The organism is Nocardiopsis oceanisediminis, from assembly GCF_048595525.1.
Classification (GTDB): Bacteria; Actinomycetota; Actinomycetes; order Streptosporangiales; family Streptosporangiaceae; genus Nocardiopsis_A; species Nocardiopsis_A oceanisediminis.
In genome coordinates this window covers 741,293-762,467 of sequence record NZ_JAFMZJ010000001.1, presented here as the reverse complement: position 1 = coordinate 762,467, position 21,175 = coordinate 741,293, and the positions used below count along the sequence as shown (strand labels likewise).

General features: G+C 68.7%; 23 protein-coding genes. 12 read left to right on the top strand and 11 right to left on the bottom strand.

Annotation, left to right across the window (positions count from 1 at the left end; all coding sequences use genetic code 11):
• The first annotated feature begins 2 nt into the window (after nucleotides 1-2).
• The 4 genes from J0910_RS03555 (at nucleotide 3) to J0910_RS03540 (ending at nucleotide 3,906) form a co-directional block, all read left to right on the top strand.
• Nucleotides 3-431 carry a hypothetical protein gene (locus J0910_RS03555; protein ID WP_420157075.1) on the top strand — a complete coding sequence of 143 codons (429 nt, stop codon included), beginning with the start codon at nucleotides 3-5 and terminating at the stop codon, nucleotides 429-431.
• The gene (locus J0910_RS03550; protein ID WP_420157074.1) at nucleotides 428-1,306 is read left to right on the top strand and encodes a bifunctional DNA primase/polymerase; all 879 of its coding nucleotides are present in this window, start codon (nucleotides 428-430) and stop codon (nucleotides 1,304-1,306) included. Before J0910_RS03555 ends, J0910_RS03550 begins: the two co-directional genes overlap by 4 nt.
• A complete protein-coding gene (locus J0910_RS03545; protein ID WP_420157073.1) occupies nucleotides 1,303-2,952 on the top strand; it encodes a hypothetical protein in 1,650 nt (549 codons plus the stop codon). Before J0910_RS03550 ends, J0910_RS03545 begins: the two co-directional genes overlap by 4 nt.
• Before the next feature lie 534 nt (nucleotides 2,953-3,486).
• A complete protein-coding gene (locus tag J0910_RS03540) occupies nucleotides 3,487-3,906 on the top strand; it encodes a helix-turn-helix domain-containing protein (protein WP_420157072.1) in 420 nt (139 codons plus the stop codon).
• Between the two features lie 121 nt (nucleotides 3,907-4,027).
• On the opposite strand, the gene J0910_RS03535 is transcribed toward J0910_RS03540, so the two are convergent.
• The 7 genes from J0910_RS03535 to J0910_RS03505 form a co-directional block, all read right to left on the bottom strand.
• Nucleotides 4,028-4,198 (bottom strand): hypothetical protein, encoded by a 171-nt coding sequence (locus tag J0910_RS03535; RefSeq protein WP_420157071.1) that lies wholly within the window; start codon nucleotides 4,196-4,198, stop codon nucleotides 4,028-4,030.
• Nucleotides 4,199-4,267: 69 nt separating this feature from the next.
• Complete coding sequence (locus tag J0910_RS03530; protein WP_420157070.1) at nucleotides 4,268-4,480, bottom strand: hypothetical protein; 213 nt, start codon at nucleotides 4,478-4,480, stop codon at nucleotides 4,268-4,270.
• Nucleotides 4,477-4,770: a hypothetical protein gene (locus J0910_RS03525; protein WP_420157069.1), complete on the bottom strand. Its 294-nt coding sequence runs from the start codon at nucleotides 4,768-4,770 to the stop codon at nucleotides 4,477-4,479. Before J0910_RS03525 ends, J0910_RS03530 begins: the two co-directional genes overlap by 4 nt.
• Nucleotides 4,770-4,961 carry a hypothetical protein gene (locus J0910_RS03520; RefSeq protein ID WP_420157068.1) on the bottom strand — a complete coding sequence of 64 codons (192 nt, stop codon included), beginning with the start codon at nucleotides 4,959-4,961 and terminating at the stop codon, nucleotides 4,770-4,772. The genes J0910_RS03525 and J0910_RS03520 overlap by 1 nt, the downstream gene beginning before the upstream one ends.
• Nucleotides 4,962-5,041: 80 nt before the next feature.
• Nucleotides 5,042-5,548, bottom strand: coding sequence for a flavoprotein (locus J0910_RS03515; protein WP_420157067.1), 507 nt, complete (start codon nucleotides 5,546-5,548; stop codon nucleotides 5,042-5,044).
• A gap of 33 nt (nucleotides 5,549-5,581) precedes the next feature.
• Complete coding sequence (locus tag J0910_RS03510) at nucleotides 5,582-6,790, bottom strand: helix-turn-helix domain-containing protein (protein WP_420157066.1); 1,209 nt, start codon at nucleotides 6,788-6,790, stop codon at nucleotides 5,582-5,584.
• A 100-nt stretch (nucleotides 6,791-6,890) separates the two neighbouring features.
• The gene (locus J0910_RS03505; protein ID WP_420157065.1) at nucleotides 6,891-7,235 is read right to left on the bottom strand and encodes a hypothetical protein; all 345 of its coding nucleotides are present in this window, start codon (nucleotides 7,233-7,235) and stop codon (nucleotides 6,891-6,893) included.
• 1,023 nt (nucleotides 7,236-8,258) lie between these two features.
• Between J0910_RS03505 and J0910_RS03500 the strand changes: the two genes are divergently transcribed.
• From J0910_RS03500 to J0910_RS03480, 5 genes are all read left to right on the top strand, one after another.
• A complete protein-coding gene (locus J0910_RS03500) occupies nucleotides 8,259-9,476 on the top strand; it encodes a helix-turn-helix transcriptional regulator (RefSeq protein ID WP_420157064.1) in 1,218 nt (405 codons plus the stop codon).
• Nucleotides 9,477-9,590: 114 nt separating this feature from the next.
• Nucleotides 9,591-9,803 carry a hypothetical protein gene (locus tag J0910_RS03495; RefSeq protein ID WP_420157063.1) on the top strand — a complete coding sequence of 71 codons (213 nt, stop codon included), beginning with the start codon at nucleotides 9,591-9,593 and terminating at the stop codon, nucleotides 9,801-9,803.
• The gene (locus J0910_RS03490) at nucleotides 9,803-10,102 is read left to right on the top strand and encodes a hypothetical protein (protein WP_420157062.1); all 300 of its coding nucleotides are present in this window, start codon (nucleotides 9,803-9,805) and stop codon (nucleotides 10,100-10,102) included. Before J0910_RS03495 ends, J0910_RS03490 begins: the two co-directional genes overlap by 1 nt.
• Complete coding sequence (locus J0910_RS03485; protein WP_420157061.1) at nucleotides 10,099-10,371, top strand: hypothetical protein; 273 nt, start codon at nucleotides 10,099-10,101, stop codon at nucleotides 10,369-10,371. The genes J0910_RS03490 and J0910_RS03485 overlap by 4 nt, the downstream gene beginning before the upstream one ends.
• A 354-nt stretch (nucleotides 10,372-10,725) precedes the next feature.
• Complete coding sequence (locus J0910_RS03480) at nucleotides 10,726-12,342, top strand: hypothetical protein (protein WP_420157060.1); 1,617 nt, start codon at nucleotides 10,726-10,728, stop codon at nucleotides 12,340-12,342.
• On the opposite strand, the gene J0910_RS03475 is transcribed toward J0910_RS03480, so the two are convergent.
• A complete protein-coding gene (locus tag J0910_RS03475; RefSeq protein ID WP_420157059.1) occupies nucleotides 12,337-12,777 on the bottom strand; it encodes an NUDIX domain-containing protein in 441 nt (146 codons plus the stop codon). The two genes, J0910_RS03480 and J0910_RS03475, sit on opposite strands and share 6 nt — an antisense overlap.
• Nucleotides 12,778-12,807: 30 nt before the next feature.
• Between J0910_RS03475 and J0910_RS03470 the strand changes: the two genes are divergently transcribed.
• Together J0910_RS03470 and J0910_RS03465 are read left to right on the top strand one after the other, a co-directional pair.
• Nucleotides 12,808-13,605 (top strand): sugar phosphate nucleotidyltransferase, encoded by a 798-nt coding sequence (locus tag J0910_RS03470; RefSeq protein WP_420157058.1) that lies wholly within the window; start codon nucleotides 12,808-12,810, stop codon nucleotides 13,603-13,605.
• A 115-nt stretch (nucleotides 13,606-13,720) separates the two neighbouring features.
• Complete coding sequence (locus tag J0910_RS03465) at nucleotides 13,721-14,974, top strand: hypothetical protein (protein WP_420157057.1); 1,254 nt, start codon at nucleotides 13,721-13,723, stop codon at nucleotides 14,972-14,974.
• A 122-nt stretch (nucleotides 14,975-15,096) separates the two neighbouring features.
• On the opposite strand, the gene J0910_RS03460 is transcribed toward J0910_RS03465, so the two are convergent.
• The 3 genes from J0910_RS03460 to J0910_RS03450 all read right to left on the bottom strand — a co-directional run bounded on the left by J0910_RS03460 (nucleotide 15,097) and on the right by J0910_RS03450 (nucleotide 18,695).
• Nucleotides 15,097-16,704 carry a P-loop NTPase family protein gene (locus tag J0910_RS03460; RefSeq protein WP_420157056.1) on the bottom strand — a complete coding sequence of 536 codons (1,608 nt, stop codon included), beginning with the start codon at nucleotides 16,702-16,704 and terminating at the stop codon, nucleotides 15,097-15,099.
• Nucleotides 16,705-17,133: 429 nt separating this feature from the next.
• Nucleotides 17,134-17,376, bottom strand: coding sequence for a hypothetical protein (locus tag J0910_RS03455; protein ID WP_420157055.1), 243 nt, complete (start codon nucleotides 17,374-17,376; stop codon nucleotides 17,134-17,136).
• A 554-nt stretch (nucleotides 17,377-17,930) separates the two neighbouring features.
• A complete protein-coding gene (locus J0910_RS03450) occupies nucleotides 17,931-18,695 on the bottom strand; it encodes a TetR/AcrR family transcriptional regulator (protein ID WP_420157054.1) in 765 nt (254 codons plus the stop codon).
• 97 nt (nucleotides 18,696-18,792) lie between these two features.
• Between J0910_RS03450 and J0910_RS03445 the strand changes: the two genes are divergently transcribed.
• Nucleotides 18,793-20,946 (top strand): beta-galactosidase trimerization domain-containing protein, encoded by a 2,154-nt coding sequence (locus tag J0910_RS03445; RefSeq protein ID WP_420157053.1) that lies wholly within the window; start codon nucleotides 18,793-18,795, stop codon nucleotides 20,944-20,946.
• Nucleotides 20,947-21,175: the final 229 nt, after the last annotated feature.

Below are 21,175 nucleotides of genomic sequence, written 5' to 3'. Positions count from 1 at the left end.
CCATGTCCAGCCTACGGCACCGCCCCGGGCCGGCACCCGCCCCGGGGGACGCCCGCCCGCCCATCACCGGCACCGTCGTCCTCACCTGCCCGCTCCACCGGGACACCCCCCGGCGCCGGAGCGGCCCGGACTACTTCATCTCCGGGTTCGACGGCGCCACCGCCCCGGCCCCGCCCCGGCACCCGACCCGGGGAGACCTGCCGCCGGCCGCGCTCGCCGGGGCCCACGTCGTCCTCGACATCGGCGACGCCCCCGGGTTCTTCGACGCCGGATGGGACGCGCCGATCACGGCCCGCCTGGTGCGCGCGGCCGCCTCGGTCGAGGTCCGCGGGAACGACCCGGTGGGGGTGGCCCGCGTGCGCGCGGCCCTGGCCGACGCCCTCGCGCGCACCGAGGACGAGGACGGCGCCCCGGCGGCGGTGAGGCCGTGACCGCACTCGACCGCATCCGCGAGGCCGCTCAGACCTACGTCGAACGAGGCTGGAAGGTCTTCGCTCTGTCCACGAAGAAATCCCCGCTGGCCAACTGCGACCCCTGCCGCGCAGAACACCGCACCCCTGTGCAGATGGAGGCGTGCGAGTGCCTGACCTGCCACGGGTTCTATGCCGCCACCGACGACGTGGACCGGGTCGAGGCCATGTTCTCCGGCCACCCCGGGCGGCTGCTGGCCATCCGCACCGGCGCCGCGAGCGGCCTGGCCGTCGTCGACGTCGACCCACCCGAAGGACTCGGCACCATGCGCCAACTCATGGCGGAAGGCCTGCTTCCGGAGACCTGCGCCCAGCGCACCGGTTCCGGCGGCTGGCACCTGCTCTACCGCCACCCCGGCGGATACCTCATGTCCGGCGCGGGCAAGATCGGCCCCAAGGTCGACAGCAAGGCCGACGGCGGCTATATCGTCGCCGCGCCGAGCACCCACCCGCGCACCGGCGAGCCCTACACCTGGCGCTGGGATTGGCCCACGGCGCCCATAGACGACCTCCACCCCACCCTCGCCGCCCGGCTCCGGCCGCCCGCGCCCCGGCCCCGGCTCGACACCGGCGGGCGGTTCACCGAGGTCTCCTCCGCCCGCCTGCGCGGCCTGGCCGCCGCCGTTTTGAACGCAGAGGAGGGCAACGGCAACAACACCTTGTACTGGGCGAGCTGCAAGGCCGGGGAGATGGTCCGCGCCGGCGAGATCAGCGAGGCCGTCGCCTACGACGTGCTGTTCACCGCGGCCGCCCAGCTCGGCATCCCCGAACGCGACGCCGGCCGCGATCCGCGCCACGGCACCATCGGCTCCGGCCTGCGCAGGGGGCAGCGGTGACCGAGACAGCTCCCACCCCACCGACCCCCGGGGACATCGTCGCCCAGGTCCTCGACGCCCACGGCGTCCAACCCGCCCAGCGCCCCGAGCTGGACATCACCTATGAGCCCTACGCCATCCTCGGCCTGGCCGACCTCCTCGGCGAGTGCGCCATCCCCGAGACCTACGTCCGCAACGGCGCCCTGGCCCAGATCGTGCAGGTCTCCGGCGATGTTCTAGCGGCCCAGGAGAACACGCTCCCGCTCGCCGTGGTCGACGTGACCCCGGACATGCTCCGGCGGCTCCTGGCGCGTCACACGCACCTGTACAAGTCCCGGACGAAGCCCAACGGCGACCAGGCGCGGACCCCGGCCTCACCGTCGGTGGGGGTGGCGAAGGCCGTCCTTTCCCAGACCCACTGGCCGCAGGTGCGCCCGCTCTCCGGAGTCGTCGGCTCCCCGGTGATGCGCCCGGACGGCACGATCCTGCAAGAGCCGGGCTACGACGAGGCGACCCGGCTCTACTACGCGCCGGTCCGCGAGGTCCCCCACGTGCCGCACCTGCCCACCTCCGCCGACGTCGCGAGGGCCCGGTCCTACCTCCTGGACTACGTCCTCGCCGACTTCCCGTGGGCAGACGGGGGCAGCCGCGCCAATTTCGTCGCCCTGCTCATGACCCCGCTGCTCCGCCCGTTCATCGGGGGCCTGGCCCCGCTCGGCGCGGTGTCGGCGTCGGCTCCCGGCTCCGGCAAGACCCTGCTCACCGACATCCCCGGCAAGCTCTACGGGGCGACCTCGCGCCCCTGGGTCCAAGATGACGCCGAGCTGCGCAAGGCGATCACCGCCACTTTGAAGACCTCCTCGGACCCGGTGGTCGTGTTCGACAACATCGGCGAGTTCGACCAGGTCGACCAGCCTTCCCTGGCCAAGCTGCTCACCAGTGCCGCCTGGTCGGACCGGGAGCTGGGCAGCTCCAACCAGATCGGCGTGCCCAACGACCGGCTGTGGCTGGTCACCGGAAACAACATCAGCTTCGGCGGGGACATGCCCTCGCGGACCGTCCTCGTCGTCCTGGACCCCCGCATGCCCAACCCGGACCTGCGGACCGGGTTCACCATCCCCGACCTGACCGAGTGGCTGGAAGACGCCGGCAACCTCGCCACTCTGCTCCACCAGCTCCTCGTGCTCGCCCGCGCGTGGGTGGTCGAGGGGGCACCGAAGGCGGAGCTGAGCATGCGGAACTTCCGCCGCTGGGCACGCGCCATGGCGGGCTTCACCGGCTGGCTCGGAGTCCCGGGGTTCATGGCCAACGCCGACCAGCTCGCCTCACACGACGAGGAGGCCGCGACCTGGCACGCCTTCCTGGCGACCTGGCACACCATGTTCGGCGACACCCCCAAGTCGGCGAGCGACCTGCTCAAGTCCGCCGAGGTTCCCTTCCCCGGCCCGCCCGGCGCCGATCCCTGGGAAGGCACGTTCCTCACCAGGGCCGACGGCACCCGCCCTTCGCCCCGGGGGCTGGGCAAGATGCTCTCCGGCAAGCAGGGGCGGTTCTACGGCGAGTACACGGTCCGGGGCGTGCTCGACAAGAAGACGAAGGTGTGGCGCTACTACGTCGACCGCGTGCGCGCCGAAGCGCCGGTCGGCGCGGAGCCGGCCCATGTGTAGCGGGCAGCGGGGCGGGGTTTGGCTGCCCGCAAACCCCGCTGTCCCCGCGCGGGGCGCTGGCCTGGAGAAACACCGGGGGCGGGCGCCACCGGCGGGGGTGGGCGGCGGGGTTTGGGGTTCCACGGTCCGCCTAAACCCCGCCGGGAGTTCCCCCAGGTCAAGGCAGGTTCCCTGAGAGTCTGCGGGGTTTGGCGGGGTTTAGCGGTCTAGAACCCAATGCGTGAAGGAAAAGAAACGGACACGAGAGGACTTAAGTGGAGAAAACCGCGGGCGGGGGCGCCGTGCACACAGAGGGGCGACCTCAAACCCCAGACACCGCCAAACCCCGCCCACGCTGCTCCGCTGCCGGCCGCCTCCTAGCCAAGGCCACCGTCGCCCGCCACCCGGGCGCCGACACCCGGACCGCCCTCGACCTACCCGACCAACTCACCCACCAGGAAGGAACCAGCAGATGAGCACCGACCCCATCACCACCGCCGACCACGAGGCCGCTTGAACCACCGCCCCGCCTTACCAGCACCGAGGAGGCACAGCGTGCACGCAGACGCCGCCGAGCCCGGCGGTTCGCTCGGTCGAGGAGGTCGGCGCGCGCACGTTGGGCAACGCCCGCCGGCCGACCGGTGGGCGCCGGGCCGTCCCGGCCCCGAGGAGGCCGCGCGCCTGGCCGCCACGTTCGGCGCGCTGCTGCGCCGGCTGCGCACCCAGCGGGGGCTGTCGGTGCGGGGCCTGGCCAACCGGGCGGTGCTGGCCGCCTCGACGGTGTCGAGGTTGGAGCGCGGTCGGCGCCGGCCGCGCCCGGTCGTGCTGGCCGCCCTGGCCCGCGGGCTGGCCCCGGCCGATCCGGAACCGGTCCGTGAGGTGCTGGCCGCCGCGGCGGGGGCGTCGCTGCGCCCCGACACCGAGGCGGGGGTCAGGGCGCACCGCAGGCGCGCACGCAGGAGGGCCGCCCGCTGACCCCTGCCCGCCCCCGGCGGGGGTGTCCCGGCGGGGTCAGGGGCAGCCGCAGGGCTTGGTCTGGCCCTTCTGGTAGCGGGTGCGGCAGGTGTCGCATGTCTCGTAGTCCTCGCCGCTGCTGTCAGGCATCGTGCTCGCCTTCCTCTTCCTTGTGGAGGCGGCGGTGCTCCCAGGTGCCGCCCACGACGGATTCGTGCGCGCCGCCGTGCCCGGCCGTCCGGGCGCAGGGGTGGGGGTGGCCGGGCAGCCAGGCGCCGCATCGGGCGGACTCTGTCATCACGGGCTCTGTCATCACGGGCTCCTGGGAGTGCGGGGTGCCGCCCGCCCCGGCAAGGGGAGCCGCGGGGGCGGGCGGCGGCTTTCAGACGGGGCGGTGGAGCCTGCCGCGCGCGGTTGCCACCGCCGAGGCGAGCCGGGTGAGGTAGGCCGCGGCGTCGGTGTCGCCGGGGCGGAGCAGGACTTCCACCCCGGGGGCGAGCACGAGGGCGGCGCCGCCGGTCTCGGGGGCGTCCTCGACGCGCACCATCCCGCCGTGCGGAGCGCGGATCACCATGTGGTGCTCGGCGGAGGTCACCGGGCCACCGCCTCGGCCAGGTCGGCGAGAAGGCGCTGCTCTTCGGTGCGCGCCTGCTGCTCCTCGGGCAGGTAGGGCCGGACCCGGGCGGGCGGGGTGAAGTCGGTGAGCGCGGCGTCGAGGACTTCCAACCGGGACGCGGCGAGCACGACGCCGGGGACCACCTTGTACCAGGCGGTGTAGGGGGCGGCGGTGCCGTGCTCGTAGGACAGCGACCACAGGGCCCGGTGGCGCAACGCGACTTCGCAGAACTCGAAGTGGCCCGGGATGCGGGCGGCCGGTGGGACCATCACCGCTCCGCCCCCTCGACCGCGGCCAGGCGCCCGCGCAGCCCGGCGAGCGTCGGCGCGGACACCGCCCGCGCCGGGTCCTGCCGGACGGCGCGCCAGTGCCCGGGGCCATCAAGAAGGTCCCGGAAGACGTACCAGGACGGAAAGTCCGCGGCCAGAAGTGCTGCCGGGGAAGTCGTGGTCGTTTCCATGCCCTCAGGGTCGCCACCTGCGACCTGGCGAATGTTCCCGCTTGGAACATGCGCGGCCTTGACGCCCTGGGGAGGAGGAACTACCGGGCCGCGGCGGACAGCGCGGCGACCACCTCGTGCCAGGAAGGCAAGCGCCGATCAGGGTCGTACAGGACAGTGACCGGCTCCATGGAGGCCAGCTCGGTCATGCTGCGCCCGAAAGCCGGGTGCCTGGCCAGCGGTGCGCCGGCCTTGGGCACGATCACGGTGGGCACGCCATGGCCGATCATTTCGCACACCAGCGCCACAGCGAAGGTGTCGGCAATGCCGTAGGCGGTCTTGTTGGTGGAGTTGAACGACCAGGGGCAGGCGAGCACGGCGCCGCCGGGGACGAGGCGAGTCCCGGTACCGGGCATGCGGAACTCAGTGCGCACCGGGCGCCCGGTGGCCTCCTCGAGGGCAGCAGGATCATGGAAGTGCGTCCCGGTAGGGGTGGACACGACGGTGATATCCCAGCCTTCGGCCGTGAGAAGGCGGACCAGGTCGGGGATGGTCTCTTCATCGGTGGTCGAGGCGCCGGAGACGGTGAGGTAGAGGGTGCGTGTCATGGCCCGCAGTCTTCCAGCCGAGGCGTAGGAGGCTCAGGCCAGGTGCATGCGCCCCATGAACATCCTCAGTTCTTCGGGCATGGAGCGATAGGCGTTGCCCAGGTGCAGGACGACCGATTGGGCCACTGGGTGGTAGCGGACCATCTGCGGTGCCGCGCGTTCTGCTGCGAGCAGTCGGCGCAGAGCAGATTCCCGCCGGCCGGTCTCAGCGTGGGCGCGGGCCATGTCAACGCCGTGGTGGGCGCGCCGTTCGGGGGAGACCGAGCCGAGCAGCTGCTTCCCGATCCCGGCGTCACGGCGCTCGGCTTCTTCGTAGTCTCCCAGCTCGACCGCGATGGCGGCTCCGTGGATCGCGATATTGCCGGGCACGAAGTTCGTCCCGTAGGTGTCCAAGGGCCGGGCCCCGGCAATGCGGCTGGTCTCGCACGCCTGGGCGTAATGATTCCAAGCGGCGTCCTCCTGGCCTCCTCGTGCGGCGATGACCGCCGCCCGCAGGTGCAGGGAACCAGCTGCCTCAGCGGCGCCGGGGCGGCCCTCTTGAACGCGGTCGATGGAGGATCGCAGTAGACGCAGGGCCGGACCGTAGGCGGCGACCCCGGCCATGAGCAGAGCACGGCGGCGGGCCACCATCAGAGGCAGATGCGGTTCCCCGGTGCGCTGGGCGGTCACTGCCAAGCGCTCCAAGAGCTGGTTGGCCAGGTCGGTGTACCCCAGACGGCGGACCAGTTCCCCTGCGGTGTCCTGCGCGGTGAAGAGGAGCTTCCAAGCCCGATGCTCGGCTTGGGCGTCCACGGGGTCGCAGACGTGAACGGCGAGTTCTTCGAGCAGTGCGGGAAGGCGGGCGCCCAAGCGGATGTGCTGTGCTTTCCGGCGCAGTCCCTGGCATTCGGAGAGGGCGCAGGCCAGCTCATCCAGTGAGCGGGGCGGCGCCTCCAACTCAGGCGCGACGTCGACGAAGGCGATGGCCCGCCGAATCGCGGCGATGGGGGCATGCACCTGATCGTCGGCGAAGGTGTCCCCCCGGTAGGGCTGTCCGAACAGCTCGGCGGGGTCGATGCCCAGAACCACCGCGATAGCGGCGACGAAAGACGGAGTGGCGAGCTTGTGTCCGGTTTCGACCTGGGCGATGTGCGAACGGGAATAGTGGCAGCGGTCGGCCAAGCCTTGCTGGGTGAGGGATCGACGCTTCCTGACGCGCGCGATACGACGGCCGATGCTGTCCGGGGGATGGGCCGGGCTCATGAGGGCTCTGCCTTTCCTGAACGATCGGACTCAGGATAGGCAGGCCCCTCCTGCGTGTCAGGGGATCAGCCGCAGACCACCGGCTTCGCCCCTGATAGCCCTACCCGGCGCCGTGAGGCCGCGGGCACGGCCGGCCGTCCTGCTCCCGCTGCTCCGCCGCGGCCGCGTCGACCACCCGGCCGCACAGCCGCCGCCGCGCTTCCTCGTAGGACTGCGGGGCGGTGTCGGGGTCGGGCATGCCCAGGGCTGCGAACGCCCAGGGGCGCACCGGCCCGGTGAGGGTCCGCCGGAAGGCGGCGGCGAGCTGGGCGGCGCCGATGCCGGCGCGGACCGTGATCAGCACGGGCCCGCCGGGGACCTCGGTCAGGACGTAGGGCACGTTGGCGGGGAGCGGAGCGGTGGCGAGGCACAGCGGCGCCGCCGGAGCGGAGGGAAGGTTGCGCATCGGATGCCTTCCTGCTGGTTCAGGTGGGGGTTCAGGCCCCGGCTGGTGGTGGAATCACCAGGTCGGGGCCGTCCTACTTCGGGGAGCCCAGGGAGCCCGCAGGGAGCCCGGACGTCCTAGAACGGCCTGAACAAATGGGGGGAGAACGGCACCGAATGGCACACCCGATAGGGCAGCTACGTGCGGGAACGAGAGGGTCCGACATCAGGCGTCATCGCCCGATACGTCATCACGGCGACTTTTAATCCGCGGGTTCAGGGTTCGATCCCCTGGGGGCCCACCGAGAAACCCCAGGTCAGCGCCCTATAGAAGGTGCGTGGGCCTGGGGTTTCGCCGTCTGCGCGCTCCGCGCTCGCTCTTCAGCTTGACTCGAGCTCGATTCGCTCCACGAAACGGCCCCGCCCCGGGCCCGCGACCGCGCCCACCAGCGGCCCCACACCGCCCGCATCCCCCGGGGAGCCGCCCCCGGGGACGGCTCCCCGGCTCTGACGGCCCTACGGCCACCACAGCCCGCCACACACCCCGCCGCCCCCTCCCCGCCCGGCTGGCCCGCCGGTGCCGTGCGGGCCCACCCCGCCCCCGCGGCTCGGCCGGGGGCGGTCCGGGGCCGCTGGCCGCCGAACGCCCGCAGGGGCGCGGTCGAACCGCGCGGCACCGGCCGCACCAACCCCAGCGGCCCGGTGTCCTGCGTGGTCGTGGGCAGCGCCATGGGCGTCATCGTGAGCACCTTCCGTCCCGGGCGCCGCCCCGCGCGGCGCCCCCCGGGGGCCATGGGCGCTCTGCTCGACGAGGTTCTTCAAGCGAAACCGGAAAAGAACCTCGGTGCAGGACCAGCCGGCACAACACCTCCGAAGCGCGCCAGCCACAGGCCTCGCCAGCGCCTTCTCCGGGTACCTGGACCGAGTACCGGAGACGACCGTCAGGGCGTGGCCGGTTCGCAGATGCCGACATGCTTGCCCTGACACGGAAAAGGCCCCGACCTACTCTGGGAAGCGCGAACCCCCAGAAGGACGGGACCTGACTATGGGCCACGATATCAATCCGGGTGACCGGATACGAGAGCTGCGCCGCCGCCGCGGCATGACCCAAGAGCGCCTCGCCGAGGCTGCCGGGCTCTCCCTCGCCACCGTCAAGAAGATCGAGCAGGGCGGCAGCGCGAGGATGGAGACCTTCAACGCGATCGCGCGAGCCCTCGGCAAGACCACCCTCGCGTTCGCCACCCCTACCGCCCCCACCCCCGGCGACGAGTATCAGGACGCCTCCCTGGCCGCGATCCGCGCCGCCATCAACCCTCCGACCGGTATCACCGGGGAACCGCTGCTCGACCTCGGCGCCGACGAGCCCGACCTCACCATGCTCGGCCGCGCCGCCCAGTCGGTATCCGCGGCCTACTACGCCGACCGCTACGACGAGGTCGCCAGGCTCGCCCCCTCGGTGATCCGATCGGCCCACCTGCACGTCCGCGAGCTCGACGGTCGCGATCGCGACCGGGCCCGGCACCTGCGCGCCGACGTCCTCGGTGTCGCCGGGCGGTACCTGATCCAGGTACGCCAGCACGACCTCGCGCTGACCGCCCTGCGCGACAGCCTTCGTGACGCCCTGGAGATCGGCGACCAGCCGCTCGCCGCGGCCGCGATCTCTTCCCAGGCGTGGGCGCTGATGAGGCAGGCCCGTTTCTCCGAGGTGGAATCGCTGTGCGTGCGCACCGCCGACGAGATCGAGCCGCGGATGTCGCGGGCCACCCCTGAGCAGCTGTCGGCCTGGGGATGGCTGCTGCTGCGCGCCGGCGCGGCGGCGGCGCGCAACAATCGGCCCTCAGAGTCCGAGGAGTTCCACTCGATGGCGGCCTCGGCGGCGGCCCGGTTGCGCGGAGAGGTGGACACCGCCGAGCACCTGATGTTCGGCAAGACCACGGTGCGGCTGAAGACCATCGAGTCGAAGCTGATCACAGGCCACCCCGACCAGGCGCTGGAGCTGTCCGGAGAGGTTCCGGGCGATGTGGGCGAGCAGTTGAAGACCGGCGTGAACCGGCACCGCATTGACCGGGCGAAGGCCCATCTTCAGACTGGTGATCCGGGCGCCGCGCTGGAGGTGCTGCAGGAGCTGCGGCAGGACGCGCCGGAGTGGTTGCGCTACCAGCAGGCGGCCCGCGAAATCGCCGAGGACATCCTGGCCGCGCCGAAGCGGATGCCCAACTCTGAGCAGCGCGAGATGGCCGACTTCTTGGGGGTTCCCCTATAGGGGATACGCGCCATATCCCTTTGATTCGGGGCGCAGCCGAAAGGCTGCGCCCCGTTTCTGTTTCCCCTCTTTCACGTTCCGTAGCTTCGTGCCTACCCCGATCAAGGAGAAGCTATGAGGACCCGAGCGATGGAGCGTGAACAGCTGCACGGGCCGTGGCCGACCGACGCCGAGGTCTTGGCCGCGGATTTCCCCGGCTGGGAGATCAGCCGGGACCTCCTCAAAGGGCACGGAGACTGGCGAGCGGAGCGCGCCGGCCAGATCCTCACCGCCCGGACGGTGCGGGAGCTGCGCAAGCTCCTGGAGGCCGCGGAGGGGGAGCGGTGATGGCCACGGCCGCTCCCAAACCCCGCCGAATCCCGGACTACTACGCCTTCTGCGACGTGGCACTACGCCACACCGCCCACTGGTCACTGACCTACGAGCACGGTGCCCCCGCCCCGTATGCGGCCCGGCACAAGGCCAACGCCGACATCGTCCTCGCCGCATCCAGGGTGGACGTGCTCGAGCAGGCGCTCATCGATTTCGCCCCGCCTGCCCGGGTGCGCCCCTACCTCCCCGAGGAGCAGCAGGAACGCGCCTGTGAGCAGCGGCTGCTCGCGGCGGTCCTGCGGGAGGCGGCATGACCTCCGCCGAGAACCGCACCGTCATCCGCACCCTGCACCCCGACGCGGTCCGGGCCGAGCCCGCGCCCGAAGCCGGCGGCGCCGCCCTGGTCCTCGCCGACGGCGTCGAGGTGCTGCTGGCCGGACCCAACGCCGCGGCCTACCTCACCCGCCTCGCCACGGCGATCGCCACCGCGCGCGGACTGCTCCGCCCCGGCCGACCGCACCGACCCGCACCGAGCCCGACGGCACCGGAACCGAACCCGGTTGCCGGGCCGCCAGCGCTCTGACCGGCCACCGAGCCGCGGTTCCCTCCCCAAGGGCTCGGGCAGGTGCCGTTCCCCTCGGCCGGGCTTCCCATGGTCCAGGTGAGCGGCGCCTACATCCCAAAAGCCTGCGGTGACCCCTTCGAACCGCCCGACACCTGCAGCGCCGGGCCGTCGATCGTCCGGCCACAGCAGCGGGCACGAGTCGGCCGCAGGCGATGGAATCCACCGCGGAAGAGCACCCTGCCCGCCGTACCACCCCGTCCCGGCCGGGTGGCGGGCAGGGCGGGCCACCGCGCACGCCGGCCGTTCCCCGCTGCTCCAACGCTTTTCGAGCTCCCTACCCCCTGGAGAACACAAGACATGGATACCGAGCCGATGCCCCCGCTTCTGGTTCTGGGCACCTCCGAGCGCGTGGGCTCCAACTGGGTGCTGGATTCCATGCGGCACGCCACGGTTCAGCACAACGAGCCGCTGCGCCAACAGCTCGGCCGGGGCCACCCGCTGTCGCCTTTGAGCGCCCCGGCCGCCCCCGCGACCCGGTCCCGGCTGGCGAGCCACTGGGTCGAGGTGTTCCGGCGCAGCAAGTACCACGGCGGGCGCCACGTCATCAAGGAAACGAACCTCTACTTCACCGCGAAGCCCTTCCTCGGCCTGTTCCCGGACGCGCCCGTGGTCGTCCTGTCGCGCTCCCCGCTGGGCGTCGCCTCCTCCTTCACCCGCGGAGGATTGTGGGAGCGCTGGGGCTACAGCGCTATCTACCGGCGGATCGTGGCCATGGCTCAAGACGACGAACACCGCCGCTGGTCCGAGCTCGTTCCCGACGACGACCCGTGCCCGCCGGTCGCCCTCCCCCGGCTGATCGCTCTGAACGCGGCCCTGCTCGCCGAAGCCCTCGACGGCCGCGACCACGTACACGTCTCCTACGAGGCCGCGGTGCTCGACCGGCCGACCGCCATGGCCCCGGTGACCCGGCTGCTCCCCGGCACCGGAACGGCGCCCCCGGCCAAGGCGGCCGCTCCGGTCGCCGACGACACCTTCGCCACCACCACGCGCAAGGACGAGCTGGTCACCCGGCTCCGCCCGGGAGCAGCCGACCTGGTCGAAAGCGAGACGGCCCGGTGCTTGAACCTGGTCCGCGGCATCACCGCACCAGGGGTGGCCAAGACGGTCGAGCACTGGCTGGACGGGGCGCACGCCTACAGGCGGACCACCCTGATCACCGCCGAGGCGCCGGCCCCGGCCCCGCCGACCGCGCAGAAGGCGAGGCGGATCGCGCCGGCCTATCTGCCCGCCTCTGGAGGGATCGCGTGGCGCAACCTGCTGGTCTCCAACGCCGAGATGCGCGGTTTCCTCGACGAGCTCGCCGAGGCCGGCGTCACCGCCACCCAGGACGGCGTCCACCTGCTGGCGATCCCGATGCCCCACGAACGCGGCGGCCGTCTCCACCCGGCTCTTGACGGGTGGATCGTGAGCCCGGGCCATGAGCACCACCCGGCCTACTGGATCACCTGGCTGGGTGCGGCCGCCTATGCCCTTCGCGAAGGCGCGCGGCTGCCGACCGCCGCCGAGCTGGACGGCCTCACCGACGGCGCTACGGCGCGCAACGCCGATTACCGGTTCGGGGACGCGACCCCCGTGGTCGAGCCCGGCGCAGGTGCCGATGCCGTGCACCACCGGGTCGGCAACCTGCAAACCTGGTGCGCCGACGGCCCCGGCAGCGAACCCGGGTGGGCTCCGGTGACCCGGTACCTGCACGGCGCCGCGTGGAACACCCCCGCTCCCCGGGCCGAGGTGGTCCGGCGGCGTTCCCGGCACCTGCTCGGCGCCTCCCGCGGCGTCGGAGTGCGCCTGGTCCGCGACGCCTCCACCGGCCCGCCGTGTCCGCCCCGCGAGGTCGCCGACCGCCTGAACCGATGGCTCGCATCGCTGGGCGAGCGGGACCGCCTCCTGTCCGAGATCGATCGGGAGGCGATCACGCTGCTGTCGTCATAGGCCGATCGCCGACTTCGGCCCCATGTAGGAGCCGGCGCCGGGGAACCCGGCCTCGACCAGGTCGGCGAAGCGCTGGCTGAAACCCCGCTGGGGCAGGTCGCCGGTCTTCACGAATTCCACACCGCGGATCGGGCGGGTGTCCACACCTTCGGTGATTTCACCGAGAACCCCGCCGACTTTTCCCACCTCGAAAGTCATGTGAACGACATGAAGCCCTTTTTCGGAAACGATGTGGTCGCACACATAAAGAAGGCGCCCGACCTCCACCTCGATACCGGTCTCTTCGCGCATTTCGCGCACCAGGGCGCCGCCGAGCGCCTCGCCTTCCTCGACTCGGCCGCCCGGCAGGCTCCACCGCCGAGGCCCGTCGGTGTCCTGGTCGAGCAGCAGAACTTTCCCGTCCTCCACGAGGAGGCCCGTCACTCGAACATCCATACCGGCACCCTAGCGAACGGGGACGAATGAATGGAATCGTTCACCCGAAACCAGAATTTCGCGGTCATCGCCGCGGGCGGGCTGGGGACGCGGCGGGCCGAGTGGTCCCGCTTCATTCCGAAAGAGTACTTCCCCGTCCGAGGGAAGCCCGGAATCGCCCTTCTCCTGGAAGAAATCGCGGAGCTGGGAAACGTGCACGCCGTCATGGTCCACCACCCCTACTACTCGCAGTTCGCCACCTGGGCGAGCCGCGTGCTGAACGCACCGGACACCTACGACCGGCTCGCCGGAACCGCTCCCCGACCTCAAAGCCGGCCCGGGGTGAGCCTGGAGCTCATCCCCCAGCGCGGCCCCTATGGCGACATCACGTCCGTGCTCAACGCCGACGACCACCTCGGCCGCCCCACGGACCTCTTCGTCCTCTACTCCGACAACCTCTACCCCCGCGCGCACCCCACCGCGTCGCTGCATGATCTCGGCGACGTCGGGACGGTGGTGTTCGCGCGCCCCTACAGCCGAGACGAAGCCGCCCACCGCGGCGTGCTGGTCTGCGACGGCGATCACGCGATCGGCCTGGTGGAAAAACCCGACGGCCCGACCGCTCGAGGTCTTGAGGCCCGCTACGGGCCAGACAACCTCGCACTGCTTGAGGGGCGGGCACGGGTCGGCCGGTCTTTCCTGGACTTCCTGCACTCCTACCGCCCTCCGGGCGGGGAGCCCAAGCTGTCCCTGGCCCTGGCCGCCTACGCACGGACGGCGCCAGTTCGGGTGCTGCGCGCCAACACCCCGGTGACCGACCTCGGGACTCCTCGCCCCGAAGCCTCCTGATCACAGTAGTTTTGGCCCGCCCACTCACCGCTCTGGTCCCCCTGGAGTAGGCGCTGCACCCGACGGGGGATGGACTTTTGTAGCCGCCAACAGAACAAAGCGTTATATTGTCCTCGTGGACAGCGAAAACAACCCGACCATCGTATTGATAACATTGGATCGCAATGCGGGATGCGCGATTTTAACACGCTCAGATGGAAAAGAAGCCCGACTTCCATTGACCCCATCCCCGTTCGAGGAAACAAGCGTCCTGGCGAGAATTGACTTCACCCCGTCCTACAGGACGCTCCTCGCAACCACTTTAAGTGGCGACCAGGTTCTTTTTGAGATGCCACTCGAGAAGGCTGGCAACCAGCTACTCGGGCGACTCATTGTCTACTTGGATCAGAACCAGTGGAGCGCTATAAGCAATGCCCTATATGACGAAGAGAGAGGCACCGAGAAGAACCGAACTGCCGCCCAACAGCTCAAAAGATGGGTGGAGCAGGGAAAGATCATCCTACCCGCTTCTGCCGCCCACTACTATGAGACCAGCAAGCGGTTCAACAAAGAAAAACGCTACTATCTAGGACTAACAATCCTTCAGTACAGCCGCGGTTGGCAAATGCGGGACCCATTGCAGGTTCGACGCGATGAGCTGCACAACGGATTCTGCCGCTACACGGGTCGCCCCAGCGATGTCCGCACCAACCCAGTATTCACACTCGATCCATACACACTCTACTCTACAGCTCGACACTCAACGCCCATTCAAAAATCGATTCCCACAAAAACCCCTCTCGATTTTCGAATCGCAGCACTGACTGAAGCAGTTTCCTCGATCGACGTCATGCTCGACTCTGAACGTGTGGAGTCCGGCCTGGAGACCGGATGGACGCCCCTGAACCAGAAGTTCAGCGATTGGCTAGACAGCGAAAATCGCGACTCCCAGCAGAAGCGCAAAACTATTGACGCCTTCCTCCTTTCAGATCTTCAGAAGGAAATCGCGGAGGAGGCATGGGCTTCAGGTGCAACCATCCCGCAACTTAAATCTTGGGCACTCAAGCATGCCGCAAATGAGATTGCCCAGCTTCCCGCGACCGGCTTGTTTCGGGAGATGCTACATAGCCGACACCTCAATAAAGGGACAAAATGGAGCCCAAACGACCTTACTGATATGGTCTATCTGTCGTGTGCGGCCGGCTATGCGGACTTCGTGGCGTGCGAGCGACACATGCGAGATCCTCTAAAGCACGGTTTAAAGCGGACAAAGAAAAAGACGCAAGTCTATCGCGATCTCACAGATGCCGTGGCAGCCATAAAAGAAGCTTTGGAGACGGCCCAAACGCCAAAGGCGAGCATTTCGAGCAACAACGCCAAGAAGCTCTAAATACCAACCTCAAGCGTCCGCTTATAGATCCCTCACTAGGCTGACCATACCCAGCTCACCCTACCCCCCAGAAGCGAAGGAGCATACCAGCCAAAAGTCCGTGCCCCGGAAACCTCAATGAGTCAGTCTGCTTGGGAAGGCGGGGGGTCAATGGGCTTAGCGAGGAGTCGGTCAATCGCGAAGATCGCCTTCCGCACCTCTGGTGACGTCACCGGATCCGGGGCAGCCCACCTCTGCACCCAGGGTTCGTTCCATGATTTCACTGCCTCATGATCTGAGAGAGCATTCACATACGCACCATAATCGAGGGCAAATAGATCATATTGCCCACCGGGCCCCACCGCACTTCGCAAAATATGCACAAGTCGAGCGTCATACAGTGAACGAATGACTCTGTGGTGAGAATCGTACCCCCTTTCAACTAGAAAGGTCCTCCTCCTGCGAGCACACGCAAAACTGACCAGATTGGCCAGTGCTCGCCTAGCTATCTTGTCCGCTTTAATCGCGCCTTCTTTATCGCGAACAAACCACGCCCTAGCCGCTCCCCTCACATCGTTGACAGATATCCCATTCTCCATATATCGAGTCTGGGGACTTGCTCGCTGGGCAGCCAGACCTGCAATGTTTATTCCATCCCTAGGTATCCCTTCAGCAGCTCGAACAAGTTCCTCGAACGATACCCAATTCCCCCAAATTGCCCAAATGAAATTAGTTACACCTTCCGGGGAACCAGGAAAAGAAGTCTCAAGTTCCGGATACATAGCAACACAATGTCGATGGAAAAGATTTGAAAAGAACTCAATTGCTCTCCCATCTTCTTCTGTGAACACCAGGTAGTCGTCAAGTGATATATCCTGGGATGCGTCAGAACCGAGCTCAATTCCAACATATTCTCCCTCCCCTCCTCCTGCCTTCAGAGAGAATTCCGATCGCCGTTCGATCGCTGCAATTTTAACTGTGATGCCGCCGACCGGAAATAGGGCACGCCGAAACAAGTCGGCCAATAGTGGCTGCAAGTCAAGTGGTGTAGCACTCCACTCGTCGACCAGGATCCAAAGACGTCTTCCAGGTGTTCTACGGACTACCCTGCGCAGCGCCGCAGCGATCGGGCCGAATTTTAGTGAGAACTGAAAACTTCCCGACGCCTTACTCCTGACTTCGCTCGCGCTCTCCTGACTCATGCCGACTGTGTATGACAGGTTCGCACCACCGGCAGTTCCAGCTTTAAAGGCGACTTCATCAGCACCCTTATTATTCTCTTGTCGTGCATGCTCCAGTTCTACCGGACCAACGACCTCAATTTCAGTAGATGCTGCAGCCAGCCCACTCAATGCTTCAAGCAAGTCTTCGTTCCCCCGTTCGATTGCCAAATCGAGCAGAGAATTATGAATTTCTTCGATTACATCAACCAAAAGCGGAGTTGCCCGCTCAGCGATTCCCTCGTTTCTTGATCCGTACAAACCAGAAGCCGAACCCGCCGTGCGCATATCGAGATATACAACATTTACACCATCAGCCTCCAGTTCGCCTTTGAGGTTCAAGAGGGCGTGTGTCTTACCGGTTCCACGTCGCCCATACATGATCTGATGGTCCGGCCTGCGCAGCGACGAAGCAACGGGGCCAACGTCAATAAATGTTTCACTCAGCGCCTCCTGCTCTTGGCGTTCAGCACGCAGAGGTACGCGAGTCACGGCCTGCAGCGCCAATTGCAGGACACCCTTTTTAAACAACCACCACACTCCCCTCTATTCACTTCGTGGAGCAATAACTCCAACGCTTCAATCAATCGTACGACAGTACCTGTGCCGTTTCTAGACGTGAAGCAAAAATAGGCGGCTACCAGAGCAGGCTCCGGTCGCCGCCAACGGGGAGAACTCTTCGAATCATCAGCCCCAGGCGGCTCTGTGGTGACGCGACGCCTCACTCGTCAGGTTGATCTTGGTAGCCTCACTGTCCTTGAGCCGGGGCTGTGGTGTTGTGCTCTCTGTCGAGATTCAGGCCTCGGCCAGCCAGAATACTCTGTAGAACGGTTGCCGTGACACGAGCACAACCAAGGGGCGCCGAGTAGGATTCCATCGCCTCGTTCCCGCCGACCGATACCTTCGCCCCTACACGCACAACCTACGATCACAGTTCGAAGGCCTGGCGTGAAAGTTCACCTATTGGCGGGGGATGCCCGAATACTTCAGACCATCTACAACCGATTCCGGCACTGCCTCATAACTGATGTATTCGCCGCGCTGCTTGGAAGCACGATCACCGCGGCTGCCCGGCGAGGCGAGGTGGGCCTGTTCCTCGTTTTGAGTTTGACCGTCCGAGGCGAACGTGTCACCGCTAAGCCACGCCCTGGTCGAGGCGTTGGAGGGCGCCGGGAGTGCGCACACGGCCAGCGTCTGCTCCATCCCAGCAGACCTGTCCGACGGCCTGGACTCCTCACTCCTGGCGCCACCAGATCCGTTCCCTGGACAAGTCTCGTTTTCGGTACCCCGCCACCGGCAGCTCCACGCAGCCATCCCTCCTGATCGCTCCGCGTTCGCTCTGCAGCTGGGGGAAAGCTACCACTCCTCCGAAGAGGGCCTCTGAGCAGGACTCTCAACCTTGAGAACCTCTATGAGGAGCGGCGGCCAATAGGCGATGTCCTCGCCCACCTGGGCCGCCTGGCCTTCGCGGAATATACGTAAAACAGGGATAGATCACCCATTTCGCGCTGGCGATAGAAGCATCGGAGGGAACTTTTAATCCGCGGGTTCAGGGTTCGATCCCCTGGGGGCCCACCGAGAAACCCCAGGTCAACGCAGTGTTAGCGGCGCGCGGGCCTGGGGTTTCGCCGTGGATGGGCTCGGTGCCGGCTCCCCGGCCGAGGCTCTGCTCCGGGTAGGCGGCATCGGCCGCGCCGGGGGCCTCGAGTGCGGCGGGAACGCGGGCCCGCGCGCTCGGGATCCGGGGGGCTGCGGGGTCATCGGCCGGTCTCTGCGCCGCGTGCGCCGATGAACGCCTGGACGCCGTCGAGCAGGCGCTGGAGTCCGAAATCGAACTTCTCCTCGTACCCGCCGAACACGGCGGCTCCCACCGAGGGGTCGGCCAGGTCCGGGGAGAGGCGGGGGTCGGCGTGCTCGGTCCAGTGCGGTAGCAGGGCGGACCACCACTGGTCGTCGCTGACACCGGTGCGCCGCTCGGCCTGGGCGGCGTCGATCGACTCGCGGGCCATGCCGCGCACATATCCGTCGAGGAGGCTGATCACCATGACCTGCTCGGCGCCGGACAGGCCCAGGCCGGACAAGGCGCGCATCCCGGAGCCGAAGGCCGCCAGGGAGTTGGGCCCCATCGCCGGGCGGTGACCGGAGATCTCCAGGACCCAGGGATGACGGTGGAAGAACGCCCAGTCCTCCCTCGCCATCCGCTCCATCCGGGCCCGCGGCTCCCCCTCGTGCCCGTCGGCCGGGGGGACCTCGCCGATCACCGTGTCCAGCATGAGGTCGATCAGCTCGTGCTTGCCCGGCACATAGGTGTACAGCGACATCGGAACGACCTCGAGCCGCTCGGCCACCCGCCGCATGGACAGGGCATCCAGCCCGTCCTCATCGGCGACCCGGATCGCCGCGGCGGCGATCTGCGGAACGGTGAGCTTGGGCCTGGGGCCGCGGCGGGGCTGCTCCTTGGTGCCCCACAGCAGTCCGAGGGTGCGACCGGGATCCCCCTGCCCGGCGTATTCCGTGGTCATGGCGTTCTCCAATGTTCGCGTTGTGCCGCGCTCGAAAACATCTTATGGTGTACATACTAATTACTCTGTACGCTATATAGAGTATTGGAGAACGTGCATGGACACGGGAAGCCTCTGGATCGACGAGCGGCTGCGCGAGCTGCCGCAGCGGCCCTGGCGCCAGGTGATGATCGACTTCAACAACAGTCCGGGCGTGCAGGGCGTCGGCGCCGCCTTCGACCCCGGCGAGTTCGCATCGACGCTCAAGGACGCGCACGTCGAAGCGGTCACCGTGGTCGCCAAGGACGTGAACGGCTACTGCTACTTCCCCAGCGGGCTCGGACCGCACCTGCCCGAGCCCGGGAGCGGAGACCTGCTCGTGCGCCAGGTCGAGGCCTGCAAGGCCGCCGGCATCCGCGTCCAGGCGATCTACCCCGTCTGGGCGGACGAGTATCTGGCCGAGCGGCACCCCGAGTGGCTGCTCATGCGGCGGGACCGCACCACCGGCGCGCCGCCGGTGGGCGAGACCCCGACCATGACCCAGATGTGCATCTCCCACCCGGGGGTGCTGGACACGGCCCTCCAGCACACCGCTGAGATCCTGGAGGGCTGCGACGTCGACGGCATGTGGTTCGACATGATCAACCCCGCGCCGTTCTCCGTCGCCGAGTGCTACTGCCTGCGCTGCGTGACGGAACTGCGCGACGCGGGGGAGGACCCGCTGGACATGGACGCCCAGCGCCGCCGCCAGAACGACCTGTTCACCGAAGCGGTGCGCCGCCTCAGCGAGCACACGCGCTCCCTGCGCCCCGGCATTCAGGTCGAGTACAACACGATCGCCGTCCTCGGTTCCCAAGACCGCATCCCCCACCTGGACAACATCGAGATCGAGTGCCAGCCGACCGGGCTGTGGGGCTACGACTACCTCCCGGTCCACGGACGCTACGCGCGCACGCTGGGCGTTCCGGTCTACGGCATGACCGGCAAGTTCAATACGCATTGGGGCGACTACGGCGGCCTGAAGCACCCGGTGCAGCTCCGCACCGAGCTGGCCGGCACCGTCGCCAACGGCCTGCACTGCGACATCGGCGACGACCCCGGCCCCGGCCTGCGCCTGGACCCCGCGACCTACTCCACCATCGGCGAGGCGTACGCCGAGGTCGCCCGCCTCGAGCCCTACCTGGAGCAGGCGGTCCCGGTCGCCGAGGCCGCCATCGTCGTCGACGGCCCTTTGCTGTCGCAGTTCTTCGCCGGGGGAGACAGCGACAACGGCGCGGGGCTGGAGGAAGCCCTCCAGCGCCCCCAGGAGACGCTCGAAGCCTATATGGCCGCCCACATGCTGGGGACGAGCGTGTCAGGCGTCGCCCGCCTGCTGATGGAGCACGGCGTCCAGTTCGACGTCGCCGACCTCTCGGCCGACCTGGAGCGCTACCGGCTGCTGGTGCTGCCGGAGAGTGTCGAGGTCGACGCCGCGCTGGCCGGGCGCCTCAACGGTTTCGCGGAGTCCGGCGGCGCAGTGATCGCCTCCCACCACGCCGCGCACCTGGCCGGCAGCGACCGGCTGTGGCCGGCCGCCCTGGGCGGCACCCACCACGGCCCGGCACCGTTCGAGCGCCCCTACACCCGGGTCGCGGGCGAACTCCTCGGGCAGGCGGAACGCTACGCCGAATTCGACTTCGCCCTCTATGAAGGGGCCGAGCAGTGGCGGATCGCGGGCGACGGCGCCCGGGTCCACGCCCACCTGACCGAACCGGTCTCCGATGCCATGCACCTCAAGGATTACGCGGTCCCGGCCTCCGGTGTTCCGAGCGAGTACGCCGCGGTCGCCGAGGCCGGCGGGGTGGGCGTGTTCTCCTTCCCGGTCGGGACGAGCTATTTCAACCACGGATACTGGGTCTACCGCGAGCTGTTCGGGCAGATGCTCGGCCGCCTCCTGCCCGAGCCGGTCCTGCGCACCACGGCGCCCCGCAGCGCCGAGGTGACCCTGACCCACCAGACGCGGGCCGGGAACCGCCCCGAGCGCTGGATCGCACACGTGGTCAACTACTCACCGATGCGCGCCCCGCTCGGCCGCATCGCGAGGCTGGAGGAACCGATCCCGCTGAACGGTGTGGAGGTCGCCCTGGCCGTCGACACCCCGATCAGCGGCGCCTTCGAGGCCCGGACCGGTACCCGCCTGCCCGTCCACCGCGACCGCGGCCGCTGGCGTGTGACGGTGCCCCGCATCGAGGTCGCCGCCACCGTGGCCTTCGAGGCGGCCGCGGACCGGTGACCGGCGCTCCCCAAGGGGGGAGGGCGGCCGGCGGCCGCCCTCCCCCCTTGGCCGGAAAGCACGCGGAAGAGCGCACAGCGCCCGTTCCGCGCCGGAGAGGAGAGCGGCGGAGGAGGCTTCCGACCCGCGCGGTCGGGGCCCGATCCCCCCGGGCCCACCGGGAACCCCCGGGTCGGCGCGGTGCTCACGGCACGCGGGCCCGGGGTCTCGCCCTTCTCGCGCCCCGCGC